Here is a 13,216-nt window from a genome sequence, read left to right on the forward strand (position 1 = left end):
GGCGGCGGGGCTTGAGCGCGGGCCGGGCGGCGGGGCTTGAGCGCGGGCCGGGCGGCGGGGCTTGAGCGCGGGCCGGGCGGCGGGGCTTGAGCGCGGGGCCCGGCCGCGGGCGACGGCCGGGCTTGACCGCGGTGGACGGCGACGGCACGCGCCGACGAAACGGCGACGGCCCCGGGCACCAGGGGGGATGGTGCTCGGGGCCGTCGGTCTGTGTGCCGCGTCGTGCGGTCGTCGTCAGACGGTGGTGATGACCTCGTCGTAGGCCAGGCGCGGGCTGCGCGGGAACCACGCGTCCTCGGCCGGCCTGCCGATGTTGACGATCATCAGCGGGGTGTGGTCGTCGTCGAGGAACTCCTTCTGCACGCCCGCGAAGTCGAAGCCCGTCATGGGGCCGGCGGCGAGGCCGGCGGCCCGGACGCCCACGATGAAGTACGCGGCCTGGAGCGCGGCGTTGACACCGGCGGCCTGCTCGCGGACCGGGCGCTCCGCGAAGAACATGTCCTTGGCCTGCGGGAAGTGCGGGAGCAGGTTCGGGAGCTCTTCGTGGAACTCGTTGTCGGCGGCGAGGATCGCGACCAGCGGGGCCGACGCGGTCTTGGCGCGGTTGCCCTCCGCCATGTGCGGGATCAGGCGCTCGCGGGCCTCGGCGGAGCGGACGAGGACGATACGCAGCGGCGTCGCGTTGAAGGCCGTCGGGCCGTACTTCACGAGGTCGTAGATCGCCTGGACCTGCTCCTCGGTGACCGGCTCATCGGTGAAGGCGTTGGCGGTGCGGGCCTCACGGAAGAGAAGGTCCTGCGCGGCGGGGTCGAGAACGAGGGACATGCTGCGTGCCTTTCGAGCGTCCAAAGGATCAAGCGATGTGCTCCACCGTACGCCCGAGATAGGTTAACTTTCAACCAAACCCGGCCCAGGCGTACCGTGACGCCCCTCACACACAGGTTCCGGAGGCTTACTCCCCTTGGTCGGCCGGAGCCTCCTGCTCGGCCAGCGCCGCGTCCAGGCGGGCACGGGCGCCCTCCAGCCAGCGGCGGCACACCTTGGCCAGCTCCTCGCCCCGCTCCCACAGGGCCAGCGACTCCTCCAGCGTCGTGCCGCCCGCCTCCAGCCGGCGCACGACCTCGATCAGCTCGTCGCGTGCCTGCTCGTACCCGATCGCCGTCTCCGTCGTGTTCGCTGCCATGCGCACCACCCTACGGGCGGGGTACGACAGCGTCGGCGGCCACGCGCACAGGGAAGTCCCCCTGCGCGACCCGGGCCCGGAGCTCCTCGTCCGGGACGACCTCCTCCGGCGACCGGACCACGGACCCGTCCGCCCGCTGGAGCACCGCGTACCCACGCTCCAGCGTCGCCGCCGGGGAAAGCGCCACCACGCGCGCGCGTGTGTGCGTCAGCTCGGAGTCCGCCCGGTCCAGCAGGTGGCCCAGGACCCGGCGGCTGCGCGCCAGCAGGGCGTCCACCTCCGCCTCCCGCTCCTCGACCATCCGCCGGGGGTGCTCCATGACGGGCCGGGCCAGCGCGTGCGCCAGGCCGCGCTCCTCGCGGTCGATCAGACCTCGCACCGTACGCAGCGCCCGGTCGCGCAGCGCCTGCACCCGGTCCAGCTCCTCGCCCACGTCCGGGACGACCTTCTTGGCGGCGTCCGTCGGCGTGGACGCCCGAAGGTCCGCCACCAGGTCCAGCAGCGGGGAGTCCGGTTCGTGCCCGATCGCGGACACCACGGGCGTACGGCACTCGGCAACCGCCCGGACGAGCTGCTCGTCCGAGAACGGCAGCAGGTCCTCCACACTGCCGCCGCCCCGCGCGACGACGATCACGTCCACGTCCGGCAGTTCGTCCAGCTCCTTGACGGCCTGCACCACCTGCGACACGGCGTGGACGCCCTGCACCGCCACATTCCGCACCTCGAAACGGACCGCGGGCCATCGCCGCCGCGCGTTCTCCAGCACGTCGCGCTCGGCGGCCGACGCCCGGCCGCAGACCAGACCGATCAGCTGCGGCAGGAACGGCAGCGGCTTCTTGCGGTCGAGCGCGAACAGCCCCTCCGCGCCCAGGGACCGCTTCAGCATCTCCAGCCGGGCCAGCAGCTCCCCGATCCCGACCGGCTTCATCTCCGCGGCCCGCAGCGACAGCTGCCCGCGCGGCGCGTACCACTCCGGCTTGGCGTGCACCACGACCCGGGCGCCCTCGGACACCACGTCCGCGACCGCGTCGAACACCTGCCGGTAGCAGGTGACGCTCACCGAGATGTCGTACGACGGGTCGCGCAGCGTCATGAACACGACCCCCGCACCGGGCCGCCGCGACAGCTGGGTGATCTGTCCCTCCACCCAGACGGCACCGAGCCGGTCGATCCAGCCCCCGATGAGCCGCGACACCTCACCGACGGGCAGGGGAGCTTCGGCAGACGTATTGAGACCCATGCAGGCGAGCGTACGCGCCCCCTACGACAACGCCCCCGCGCTTCCGCACCTCCGCGCCACCGGGCTGCCCCGCCCCGCCGCCCCGCGTCCCCCCGCCGTCTCACCGCCCCGCGTCCGCTCCCGCCGTCTCACCGCCCCGCGTCCCCCCGGGGCTCGCCCTCCCGGCGGCCCCACTGCAAGGCCAGCACCACCAGGCCCACCGCCAGCCACAGGGCGCCCAGCACCAGGGCGGAGGTGGCCGCCTCGGCGATGACGGCGACCAGGATCACCGCGCCCACCACCGGCAGCACCACATGCTTGAGCCAGTGCGGAGGCGCCCCCGTCCCCGACCTCCGTACCGCGAACCACCCCACCACGCTCGCGTGCAGCAGCACGAAGGCCGTGAGCGCCCCGACGTCGACCACCGACACCAGGTGGTCCATCCCGTCGTCGCGCCGCGCCGCCCCCACGGCCGCCACCATGGTGACCGCCGCCGCCAGCAGCAGTGCCGCGCGCGGCACCCCGGCGTCCGTACGCGCCAGCACCCGCGGCAGCCGCCGGTCGCGGGCCATCGCGAACAGCAGCCGCCCCGCCGCCGCCTGGCCCGCCAGCGCCGCGAACGCCGCACCGATCGCCTTGCTGGTCGCCACCAGGTCGTGCAGCCAGCCCCCGACCGAGGCGTTCACCGTGTCGTAGAACGCCGAACCCTGCCGTGCGGGCTCCGCCGCCAGCCGGGCCGACGACACCGGCTCCAGCAGCGCCACCAGGTACGTCTGCGCCACGAAGAGCACGCCCGCCAGCACCAGGCAGGACAGCACCGCCCGCGCCACCTTCACCGACCCGCCCGTGACCTCCTCGGCGAACGAGGCGATCGCGTCGAAGCCGAGGTACGACAGCACCGCCACGGACACGGCTCCCAGAACCGCGGCCGGCGAGAACCCGGCGTCCCCCGTCAGCGGCGACAGCCAGCCGCGCTGCGCCCCGTCCCGCACCAGCACCACGACCGCCGACACCACGAACACCAGCAGCACGGCGATCTCCAGCGCCAGCACCGCGAAGCCGACCCGCGCGGCCGCCCGCACGCCCCGCAGATTGAGCAGGGTGGTGACCATCACCGCGAGCGCCGTCCACACCCACCGGTTCACGGCCGGGACCAGCGCCTCCATGGCGATGCCCGCGAAGAGGTACGCCACGGCCGGGATCAGCAGGTAGTCGAGCATCGCCATCCACCCGGCGACGAACCCCGGCCCCTCGCCCAGCCCCTTGCGCGCGTACGCGAAGACCGACCCCGCCCGAGGGGCCACCCGGACCATCTGGGCGTAACTGAAAGCGGTGAACCCCATGGCCACGGTCGCCACCACATAGACCAGGGCGACCGCACCGTGGGACCTGGCGTCCAGGGTGCCGAAAATGCCGACCGGCGCCATGGGGGCGATGAACAGCAGCCCGTAGACCACCAGGTCCCTGAAGCCCAGCTCCCGCCGCAGCCCGCTGTGCTCGTCCGTCTCCCGCGTCCGGGTGGTGCCGGTCATGGCCCCCAGTCTCAGCCACCCGGCGGATCTTCGGCCGCTCATACGCGCCCTTACGATGGGGGACATGACTGCTACGCCTGCCAGCCCGTCGTCCGACAAGCGCGTCCTCCTCGCCGCTCCGCGTGGCTACTGCGCGGGCGTGGACCGTGCCGTGATCGCCGTGGAGAAGGCTCTGGAGCAGTACGGTTCGCCGATCTACGTCAGGCACGAGATCGTGCACAACAAGTACGTCGTGCAGACCCTGGAGAAGAAGGGCGCCATCTTCGTCGACGAGACGGCGGAGGTCCCCGAGGGGTCGATCGTGATGTTCTCCGCGCACGGGGTGGCGCCGACCGTCCACCAGGAAGCCGCCGAGCGGAAGCTCGCGACGATCGACGCGACCTGCCCCCTGGTCACCAAGGTCCACAAGGAAGCCGTCCGGTTTGCCAATGAGGACTTCGACATCCTCCTGATCGGCCACGAGGGCCACGAGGAGGTCATCGGCACCTCCGGCGAGGCCCCCGACCACATCACCCTGGTCGACGGCCCGGAGGACGTCGAGAACGTCACCGTACGGGACGAGTCGAAGGTCGTCTGGCTCTCCCAGACCACCCTCTCGGTCGACGAGACCATGGAGACGGTCGACAAGCTGAAGGAGAAGTTCCCGAAGCTGATCTCCCCGCCGAGCGACGACATCTGCTACGCCACGCAGAACCGCCAGATCGCCGTCAAGCAGATGGGCGCCGAGGCGGACCTGGTCATCGTCGTCGGTTCGAAGAACTCCTCCAACTCCGTCCGGCTCGTCGAGGTCGCGCTCGGGGCGGGTGCCAAGGACGCCCACCTGGTGGACTTCGCCGACGAGATCGACGAGGCATGGCTGGAGGGCGTCACCACGGTCGGCGTCACCTCCGGAGCCTCCGTCCCCGAGGTGCTGGTCGAGGGCGTCCTGGAGTGGCTGGCGCAGCGCGGCTTCGAGGACGTGGAGATTGTGAAGGCCGCCGAGGAGTCGATCACCTTCTCGCTGCCCAAGGAACTGCGCCGCGACCTGCGTGCCGAGGCCGCCGCTCTCCAGGAGAAGCAGTGAACAAGCGGTGAACGAAACGCGGTGACTGTCAGCGCCGCCCCGTAACGTTGAGTCCATGAACGTCTTCGGAGTGGACATCGGCGGGTCGGGGATCAAGGGCGCTCCCGTGGATCTGGAGCGCGGAGATCTGGCCGAGCCCCGCCACAAAGTACTGACACCGCAGCCCGCGACACCCGATGGTGTCGCGGGCTGCGTCGCCGAGGTCGTCGCTCATTTCGGCTGGTCGGGTCCCGTCGGCGTCACCTTCCCCGGTGTCGTCACGGGCTCCACCATCCGTACGGCGGCGAATGTCGACAAGGGATGGATCGGCGTCGACGCGGCCGCGATGCTCGGGGACCGGCTCGGCGGCCTGCCCGTCACGATCCTCAACGACGCCGACGCGGCCGGGATCGCGGAGATGACCTTCGGTGCGGGGCGCGGCCGCAAGGGCACGGTGATCGTGCTGACCTTCGGCACGGGCATCGGCAGCTCGGTCTTCATCGACGGCAGGCTCGTGCCCAACACGGAGCTGGGGCACCTGGAGCTGGACGGCCACGAGGCCGAGAAGCGGGCGTCGACGAAGGTCAAGGACGACAAGGACCTGAGCTGGGAGGACTGGGCACACCGGGTGCAGAAGTACCTGGCCCATGTCGAGATGCTGTTCTCGCCGGAGCTCTTCATCGTGGGCGGCGGCGTGAGCCGCAAGGCGGAGAAGTTCCTGCCGCTGATCAAGGGCGTCCGCGCAGAGATCGTCCCGGCGGAGCTGCAGAACAACGCGGGGATCGTGGGCGCGGCGATGGCCGCCGCGGCCCGCTGACGCCCGTCCTTCCCGGACGGACGTCAGCGCTGGGTCGCCCGGGCGGCGGCGGCCGCGGTGCGCTGCCGCCGCCCCATCTGCCGCACTTTGCGTACAGAGGTGATGAGGCCGGCCACCAGCGTGCCGCCGTACAGCCAGCCGGCGTGCACGGCGAGCGCGGTGACCACCGCCATGATCCGACCGCCCAGGCCGCCGGTGCCCCCGGCGATCGGTACGACCCCGACGGCGAAGGCGATGGGCACGCTGATCGGTGCCGTGACCAGGTCGGCGGTCCGCACCCACAGTGCGGTCAGGGCGCTGACGGGCAGGAAGAGCAGCCCGTACACCAGCAGGGAACCGTCGAACAGCAGCCAGTCCAGGCAGCCGAGCAGGAACATCGACGCGGCGGCGAACAGCCCGGCGCCGAGCCCGGTCAGCCGGGGCGAGGGCAGCCGGCGCAGCGCGAGCACCACGGGCGGCGTGCCGCGCCGCCCAGGACCGCCGCCCGGCCGCCTGGGCCCGCTTCCGGGCTTGCCCCCCGGGCCGCCGCTGGGCCGGCCGCCGCCATCCGGGCCCGGCCTGGTGCCGGGGCGGGCGGCCGGACGAGTTCCGACGGGGCGGACGCCCGCGCCGTCGATGAGCGCGCCCTGGGGCAGGGCGCCCGGGGCCGACGGGCCCGCCGACGCGGCGGGTGCCACCGGGCCGGCCGGGCCGCGCGGCGACTGCGCCCGCTGACGGCGCTGAGGGGGACTGTTCCTGTGCTGCTCCACCTGGACAACGTAGGTCGCGGGGGGCCGGGAATCCGGCATGGGACACGCGCTTTGGACGACCTTGGCCGAGAGTTCGCCCCGTGGTCGTCCCCCGGCTGCCGTCACTGCCCGCTCCGCCGCGCCCGTAAACTGGGGGGTCGGCCCACCCTCCTCACTTCTAGGAAGTCGCCAACGTGTCGCTCACGATCGGAATCGTCGGCCTGCCGAATGTCGGCAAGTCGACCCTGTTCAACGCCCTGACCAAGAACGACGTGCTGGCGGCCAACTACCCGTTCGCCACCATCGAGCCCAACGTCGGCGTCGTCGGCGTCCCGGACGCCCGCCTCACCAAGCTGGCCGAGATCTTCAGCTCGCAGCGTGTCCTGCCGGCCACGGTCGACTTCGTCGACATCGCCGGCATCGTGCGCGGCGCGAGCGAGGGCGAGGGCCTGGGCAACAAGTTCCTGGCGAACATCCGCGAGTCGGACGCGATCTGCCAGGTCATCCGCGCCTTCAAGGACGAGAACGTCGTCCACGTCGACGGCAAGGTCTCGCCGAAGGACGACATCGAGACGATCAACACCGAGCTGATCCTCGCCGACCTCCAGACCATCGAGAAGGTCCTGCCGCGCCTCCAGAAGGAGTCCCGGATCAAGAAGGACGTCGCACCGAAGGTCGCGGCGGTCGAGGCGGCCAAGGAGATCCTGGAGAAGGGCGACACCCTCTTCTCCCAGGGCATCGTCCAGGGCTCCGAGAAGGCCGAGCTCCTGCACGACCTGCACCTGCTCACCACCAAGCCGTTCCTCTACGTCTTCAACGTCGACGAGGACGAGCTCACGGACGAGACCTTCAAGGACGAGCAGCGCGCCCTGGTCGCCCCGGCCGAGGCGATCTTCCTGAACGCCAAGCTCGAGGCCGAGCTCGCCGAGCTCGACGAGGAGGACGCCATGGAACTCCTCCAGTCCGTCGGCGCCGAAGAGCCGGGCCTGGCGACCCTCGCCCGCGTCGGCTTCGACACCCTGGGCCTCCAGACCTACCTGACGGCCGGCCCCAAGGAGTCCCGCGCCTGGACCATCAAGAAGGGCGCGACGGCCCCGGAGGCGGCCGGTGTGATCCACACCGACTTCCAGAAGGGCTTCATCAAGGCCGAGGTCATCTCCTTCGCCGACCTCGTCGAAACCGGCTCGGTCGCCGAGGCCCGCGCGGCGGGCAAGGCGCGCATGGAGGGCAAGGACTACGTGATGCAGGACGGCGACGTGGTGGAGTTCCGCTTCAACGTGTGAGCGGCTCGTTACTGCGAGCTAGGCGCTTCGTCAAGTGCACAGGTGGTAGGGGGTTGGCTTCCCGGGGAGTCGACCCCCTGTTGTTTCCCGTGCTGGGACGGTGCTGGGATTCCTGGTCCTTCGTCAGGTGGTCACTCCGCCCGAGAGTGCTGGCAGTGGTACGTTATTCGGTACCACTATCGGGAAAGGGTAGGTCATGTCCATAACTGCGAGCGAAGCCCGCAAGGCGCTCTTTCCGCTGATCAAGAAGGTCAACGACAATCACGAGGCCATCGAGATCGTCTCCAAGCACGGCAATGCGGTGCTCGTCTCGGCCGAGGACTATGCGGCGCTACGCGAAGGCTCGTACCTCCTGCGCTCTCCGGCGAACGCTCGCCGGTTGCTCAAGGCGTACGAGAACGCCCTGGCCAACACCAACGTGTCCGAGCGGGAGCTGATCGACCCCGACTCGCCGGATGCGGCACGTGAGGGTGCCGCGTGAGGCTCGTCTTCGAAGATCAGGGCTGGGAGGACTACACGTCCTGGCTCAAGAACGACCGCAAGATGCTCGCTCGGATCAACAAGCTGATCGAGGACACCAAGCGTGACCCCTTCACGGGGATCGGTAAGCCCGAGCCGCTGAAGTACCACTTGCCCGGAGCATGGTCGCGACGGATCGACGACGAGCACCGCCTCGTCTATCTGGTCACGGACAAGGAAATCGTCATTCTTGCGGCTCGCTATCACTACTGATCTCCAGGCCGCGCCAGAGGCCGGGACACCGCCCTGCAATGTGCGGATTCCAGGAAGGTCTCGTACGGCGAGCAGGGCCTCCTGGGGGCGGAGGTCGAGGACGTGCTCATGGATCTCGACAAGGTGGTGAACGATTGCGCCGACAGGTACTTCAGCGAGATTTTGGAGCAGAGGAGCGGCTTCGTCGACGAGCCGGAGTTGTTCGGGCGTGGGTTCGCGCTCGGCATGGCCGCTGACGCCACTGGCGGAGGAAAGCTGGCGGGCGATGGCGTCGAACGCGTCGGCTGGGCCCGTCATCTCGATCCGCACGTGCCGCCGAACAGGCACTGTCAGGGAGAAGGATGGCCGCACAGGGGAGAGGAGACTCCGGACCGCCCGAAATCGGCGACTGTCGGCGCCCCCATCAGGGCCATGACCTCCTCGAACTCGTCGATGAGCAGGCGCAGGACCCCCGCGACCCCCTCGGCACCGGAATGCGAAAGGCCCCAGAGAGCCGGGCGCCCCGTCATCACCGCGTCCGCGCCCAGGCAGAGGGCCTTGGCTATGTCGGCACCATGCCGGATGCCCCCATCGAGAATGACCTGACATCCTCCGGCCACGGCATCCACGACCTCGGTGAGGCACTCCGGGGCGCTCCTGGAGAAATCGAGCTGGCGACCACCGTGGTTGGAGACGATCAGTCCGGAAACGCCGTGCTTGACGGCCAGTTGGGCGTCCTCTCCGGTGAGTACGCCCTTCAACACCACCGGCAGGGACGTCACTTGGTGCAGCCAGGCGAGGTCGTCCCAGGTGATGGAGGGGTCGAACTGCTCCTTCGAGTGTCTGGCGATGGCCGATTCTCCGTCCCGGCTCCCATGGGACGCAGCCATGACCTCCGAGGACAGGTTGACCGCTCGTATGCCGGGGGGCACCGCGAACCCATTGACGGCGTCCCGCGGGCGAAACGCGACCCTGGGGGCGTCGACCGTCAGCACCAACGCCCGGAAGCCGGCGGACTCGGCCCGGCGGATCAGGTCCACCATCAGCTCACGGCGCTTGAGCCAGTAGAGCTGAAGCCACAGGGGGCCACTCGCCGCGGCGGCTATGTCCTCGAGGGTCCGGCTCGCGAACATGCTGACCGTGAGCAGTGCGCCGGCGTCGCCCGCGGCGCGGGCCGTCGCCACCTCGCCCTCCGGGTGGGCGAGCTGATGGTAGGCCATGGGGGCGATGCCCAACGGAGCCGCCAGCTGCGCACCCAGCAGTTCGGTGCGGGAGTCGCAGCGGGAGACATCGACGAGACAACGCGGCCGCAATTGAATGCGGTCCAGAGCTTCTCGTCCCGCCGTCAGCATCGACTCGGTGCCGCTGCCGCCCGCAAGGAAGTCCCATACCGGTCCCGGCAACCGCTCCTTGGCCGCTGCCTCGTACGCATGCAGCGCCAGCACCACTCGTTCTCCGTTCTCCGTACGGTCAATGGATTGCGCACATGGATGGCCGTCACCCGCCTCAGGCGGTTGTGCCGGTGACCTGCGCGGTGATGAAGGCGGCCAGCCTGCCGATGCCCTCGGTGATCACTTCCGGACTCTGGGAACTGCACGAGAGGCGCAGCTGGTGGGTGCCACCACCGTCCAGGTGGAAGTCGCACATCGGGGTCCACAGCACGCCGAAGGCGCGTGCGGAGAGCTCCAGGGCGCTGTGGTCGGCGGCGAAGGGGACATCGACCACGACGAAGAAGCCGCCGTCCGGACGATTCCACGAGATGCCGAGCTCCGCCCGGCGCTTCGCGGGGAAGTGCCGCTCCAACTCGTCGAGCATCGTGTTCATATTGGTGCGGTAGTAGGCGATCGCCCGGGAGTTCGCCTCGCGGAGCCGGCAGTCGCTCTCGATGAGCAGTCCGCCGATCACGGCCTGGCTGACGGCCGAGGTGTTGACCGTGGTCATGCTCTTGATCTTCGACAGCTCGTCCGCGAGCAGGGAGCGCCGGCCGGCCGGACCGATGACTTCCTGGTCGGCGATGACGTAGCCCACTCGGGCTCCGGGCAGCGCCGTCTTGGCGAAGGAACCCAGATGCACCACGCGTCGGCCGTGGTCGAGGGCCTTCAGTGTCGGGCGGGCCGCTCCGGTCCGGACGAAGAACCCGTAAGGGTCGTCCTCCAGGACCAGCAGGTCCTCGTCCGCGGCCACCTCCAGCAGGCGCTCCCGGGCCGCGAGGTTCATGCTCGCCCCTGAGGGGTTGGCGAAGTCCGGGACCACGTAGAAGGCCCGCGGGCGTTCGCCGGCCTCCCTGGCGGCACGGACAGCCGCCAGCACGGCTTCCGGGTCGGGGCCGCCGGGGCCTTCGGGTACGGGGCGCACCCGGATTCCCAGGAGCCTGGCCGCACCCGTGATGCCCACGTAACACGGTGAGCTGACCAGCAGAGTGTCCTCAGGCCGGGCGAAGAGCGCCCGCAGGGTGAGGAGCATGCCTTCCTGGCAACCGGTGGTCACCACGATCGCTTCCGGCGGGACCTGGATTCCCTCGTCGTTGGCGACCGTCCTGGCGATCAGTTCGTGGATGATCCCGTTGGTGCGCCCGTACTGGAACAGCTGGGTTCTCACCCGCTCACGGGACCAGCCGAGTTCCTTCTCCAAGTACGTGGTGTACGTGAGCAGATGGTGTGCGAGGTCCTCCGGTTCGAACTCGCCCTCGGTCGGCCGCCCGGGAGCCAGGGAGATGGCGTCCGGGAAGCGGCCGACGACCTCGTTGAGGAAGTTCATCGCATCGAGGACCGGGTCACTGAGCGAACCGTGCAGCTCGGCGAGCGACAGGGCCTGCGCGAGCGGCGGTGCAGTGTGAGTCACCGCTCAGCCCCCGCTCGGTGCGGTCGCGTAGGCCGTGCTCAGGCTGAGCCCGCCCGTGCTGCGTACGGGGATCCGGGCCCGGCCCTGTACACCGCGGAGCAGGGCCGCCGACAGCCGCTCCAGAGGGGCACGCCGCTGTTCCGGTTCCCGGGCGGTGCCCAACGCCCGCAGGGCGTCGACCAGCAGGTGCGCGTCGTGTGCGAACTCCGCGAGGACGTCGGCGACGGCCACGGCGTTCGACCCGAGGATGTCGGTCCACAGGTCGACGCTGCCTCCGGCGAGACGGGTCACGTCCTGGAGCCCCTGTCCCGCGAGCCCCAGCTGGGACGGGTCGCCGTGCAGCAGACGTGCCGCGAGCAGGCTCGACACCAGATGAGGGGTGTGGGAGGTGAGCGCGACCGCCCGGTCGTGCTCCGCGTGGGCCATCACGACCGGACGGGCTCCGCACAACTCGGCCAGCGTCTTTGCCCGCTCGATGGTCTGGAGCCGGGTCTTCGGGGAGGGGGTCAGCACCCAGGGCCGTCCCTGGAACAGGTCGTCCCTCGCCGCCAGTGGCCCGGACTGCTCCCGGCCGCCCATCGGGTGCCCGCCGACGAAGCGCGTCAGGTCGCAGCCGGCCTCGGCCGCCTCCTGCTGGACCAGTTCCTTGACGCTCGCCGCGTCCGTGAAGTCGTGCGCGAGCTGCTGATGCGCCTTGAGCGCCGCCGCGACGTGCTGCGGTGGCACCGCGATGACCGCCAGATCGACCGGCTCACGAGGGCTCTCCGCGATACCGGCCCCGAGATCGGCGGCCACACGCGCCGCTTCGGAGTTCGTGTCGATCAGGTAGGTGGTCACACCCCGGCCCCGGAGGGCCAGGGCGATCGATGTACCGATCAGGCCGGTTCCGACCACTGCGGCACTGCGCATCAGTGTTCGCTCCACAGCAGGGGGAGGAACTCGGGGTCGCTGTAGTCCGGAGTGCCTTCGGCGGTGCGCCGGACGAGCACGTCGTGGTTGTAGGACACCCGGGTGCCGTCCGAGCGGAAGAACTCGCGGTACCGGTTCTCGCCGTCCTGCAGGTGGAACGAGATGGCCCGGCGCGGACGGTCACTGACGTTGGCCCCGCTGCCGTGATAGGTGCGGCAGTGGTGGAAGTTCACGTGCCCCTTCGGGATGAAGACCGGGATCTTGCGGACTTCGACTCCGTTGTAGGCGGCGTTCTCCTCGAGCATCTGCTCCAGCTCGCTGCGGTCGCGCTCGGCGAAGTGGAGGGAGGTGCTGTCGTTCTCGGACGCCTCCTTCCATACGTGACTGCCGTCGACCATCGTGATGGTGCCCATCTCCTCACCGCAGTCGTGGAAGGGGATGAACGCCGTCAGCATCCGCTCGGAGGTCGACGTGGCCCAGTAGTGCCGGTCGAAGTGCCAGGGCACGATGTTCGACTGCTCCTCCGCCACCGGCGGCTTGTAGATGAGGGTCGACTGGAACACCCGTATCTGCTCGGCCTGGGCGAGCCGTGCCGCAACCGCACCGAGCAGCGGCTTGCGCAGGATGCGGCCGATGGTGTCGTCCTCGTAGTGGATGTAGTCGTTGTGCCGCTGAACGGGGCCGTGCTCCGGCTCCCAGTACGCCAGCTTGGGCGGGCGGACCGGCAGTGTCCGGTCACGATGGCCGCCGTAGAAGCGCTCGCTGGCGGCCTCCAGCTGCTCGACCTCCTCGTCGGTGAAGAGCTTCTTCGACAGGTACCAGCCGTGCTCGGCGTAGAAGGCGACGTCCTCGTCGGACGGAAGGAGGCCGAGTTCCTCGTCGGTCAGGGCGAAAGTCCGGGTGTCCTGAACGGTCATGGTCTTCCTCACAAGTACGTAGGTCGGTGGACGG

At 70.2% G+C, this 13,216-nt stretch carries 14 protein-coding genes; 5 read left to right on the forward strand and 9 right to left on the reverse strand.

Features of this window, described 5'->3' with window-relative positions:
- Nucleotides 1-234 precede the first annotated feature (234 nt).
- The 4 genes from ABT360_RS26325 to ABT360_RS26340 form a co-directional block, all read right to left on the reverse strand.
- Nucleotides 235-825, reverse strand: a complete 591-nt coding sequence (locus ABT360_RS26325; RefSeq protein ID WP_351821330.1) for a malonic semialdehyde reductase — start codon at nucleotides 823-825, stop codon at nucleotides 235-237.
- Nucleotides 826-952: 127 nt separating this feature from the next.
- Entirely contained in the window at nucleotides 953-1,183 is a 231-nt protein-coding gene (locus ABT360_RS26330) for an exodeoxyribonuclease VII small subunit (protein WP_351821333.1), read from the reverse strand.
- A 10-nt stretch (nucleotides 1,184-1,193) separates the two neighbouring features.
- Complete coding sequence (xseA, locus tag ABT360_RS26335; protein ID WP_351821336.1) at nucleotides 1,194-2,423, reverse strand: exodeoxyribonuclease VII large subunit; 1,230 nt, start codon at nucleotides 2,421-2,423, stop codon at nucleotides 1,194-1,196.
- Between the two features lie 128 nt (nucleotides 2,424-2,551).
- The gene (locus tag ABT360_RS26340; protein WP_351821339.1) at nucleotides 2,552-3,934 is read right to left on the reverse strand and encodes an APC family permease; all 1,383 of its coding nucleotides are present in this window, start codon (nucleotides 3,932-3,934) and stop codon (nucleotides 2,552-2,554) included.
- Nucleotides 3,935-3,998: 64 nt separating this feature from the next.
- Between ABT360_RS26340 and ABT360_RS26345 the strand changes: the two genes are divergently transcribed.
- Together ABT360_RS26345 and ppgK are read left to right on the forward strand one after the other, a co-directional pair.
- Nucleotides 3,999-4,997 carry a 4-hydroxy-3-methylbut-2-enyl diphosphate reductase gene (locus tag ABT360_RS26345; RefSeq protein WP_351821342.1) on the forward strand — a complete coding sequence of 333 codons (999 nt, stop codon included), beginning with the start codon at nucleotides 3,999-4,001 and terminating at the stop codon, nucleotides 4,995-4,997.
- 55 nt (nucleotides 4,998-5,052) lie between these two features.
- Nucleotides 5,053-5,793: a polyphosphate--glucose phosphotransferase gene (gene ppgK / locus ABT360_RS26350; protein ID WP_351821345.1), complete on the forward strand. Its 741-nt coding sequence runs from the start codon at nucleotides 5,053-5,055 to the stop codon at nucleotides 5,791-5,793.
- Nucleotides 5,794-5,816: 23 nt separating this feature from the next.
- On the opposite strand, the gene ABT360_RS35415 is transcribed toward ppgK, so the two are convergent.
- Nucleotides 5,817-6,542, reverse strand: a complete 726-nt coding sequence (locus tag ABT360_RS35415; RefSeq protein ID WP_444852328.1) for a DUF6542 domain-containing protein — start codon at nucleotides 6,540-6,542, stop codon at nucleotides 5,817-5,819.
- 173 nt (nucleotides 6,543-6,715) lie between these two features.
- Between ABT360_RS35415 and ychF the strand changes: the two genes are divergently transcribed.
- From ychF to ABT360_RS26370, 3 genes are all read left to right on the forward strand, one after another.
- Nucleotides 6,716-7,804 carry a redox-regulated ATPase YchF gene (gene ychF / locus ABT360_RS26360; RefSeq protein WP_351821348.1) on the forward strand — a complete coding sequence of 363 codons (1,089 nt, stop codon included), beginning with the start codon at nucleotides 6,716-6,718 and terminating at the stop codon, nucleotides 7,802-7,804.
- A gap of 196 nt (nucleotides 7,805-8,000) precedes the next feature.
- Nucleotides 8,001-8,285 carry a type II toxin-antitoxin system Phd/YefM family antitoxin gene (locus ABT360_RS26365; protein ID WP_215154503.1) on the forward strand — a complete coding sequence of 95 codons (285 nt, stop codon included), beginning with the start codon at nucleotides 8,001-8,003 and terminating at the stop codon, nucleotides 8,283-8,285.
- On the forward strand, nucleotides 8,282-8,536 hold the full coding sequence (locus ABT360_RS26370) for a Txe/YoeB family addiction module toxin (protein ID WP_215154505.1): 255 nt from the start codon (nucleotides 8,282-8,284) through the stop codon (nucleotides 8,534-8,536). Before ABT360_RS26365 ends, ABT360_RS26370 begins: the two co-directional genes overlap by 4 nt.
- A gap of 329 nt (nucleotides 8,537-8,865) precedes the next feature.
- On the opposite strand, the gene ABT360_RS26375 is transcribed toward ABT360_RS26370, so the two are convergent.
- The 4 genes from ABT360_RS26375 to ABT360_RS26390 form a co-directional block, all read right to left on the reverse strand.
- Nucleotides 8,866-9,960, reverse strand: coding sequence for an alpha-hydroxy acid oxidase (locus tag ABT360_RS26375; RefSeq protein WP_351821353.1), 1,095 nt, complete (start codon nucleotides 9,958-9,960; stop codon nucleotides 8,866-8,868).
- Nucleotides 9,961-10,021: 61 nt separating this feature from the next.
- Complete coding sequence (locus tag ABT360_RS26380; protein ID WP_351821356.1) at nucleotides 10,022-11,356, reverse strand: aminotransferase-like domain-containing protein; 1,335 nt, start codon at nucleotides 11,354-11,356, stop codon at nucleotides 10,022-10,024.
- A 3-nt stretch (nucleotides 11,357-11,359) separates the two neighbouring features.
- A complete protein-coding gene (locus ABT360_RS26385) occupies nucleotides 11,360-12,265 on the reverse strand; it encodes a prephenate dehydrogenase (protein WP_351821359.1) in 906 nt (301 codons plus the stop codon).
- Complete coding sequence (locus ABT360_RS26390; protein WP_351821362.1) at nucleotides 12,265-13,182, reverse strand: phytanoyl-CoA dioxygenase family protein; 918 nt, start codon at nucleotides 13,180-13,182, stop codon at nucleotides 12,265-12,267. The genes ABT360_RS26385 and ABT360_RS26390 overlap by 1 nt, the downstream gene beginning before the upstream one ends.
- Nucleotides 13,183-13,216 lie beyond the last annotated feature (34 nt).

Origin of the sequence: Streptomyces sp. NPDC000229 (assembly GCF_040300825.1) — a bacterium.
Classification (GTDB): domain Bacteria; phylum Actinomycetota; class Actinomycetes; order Streptomycetales; family Streptomycetaceae; genus Streptomyces.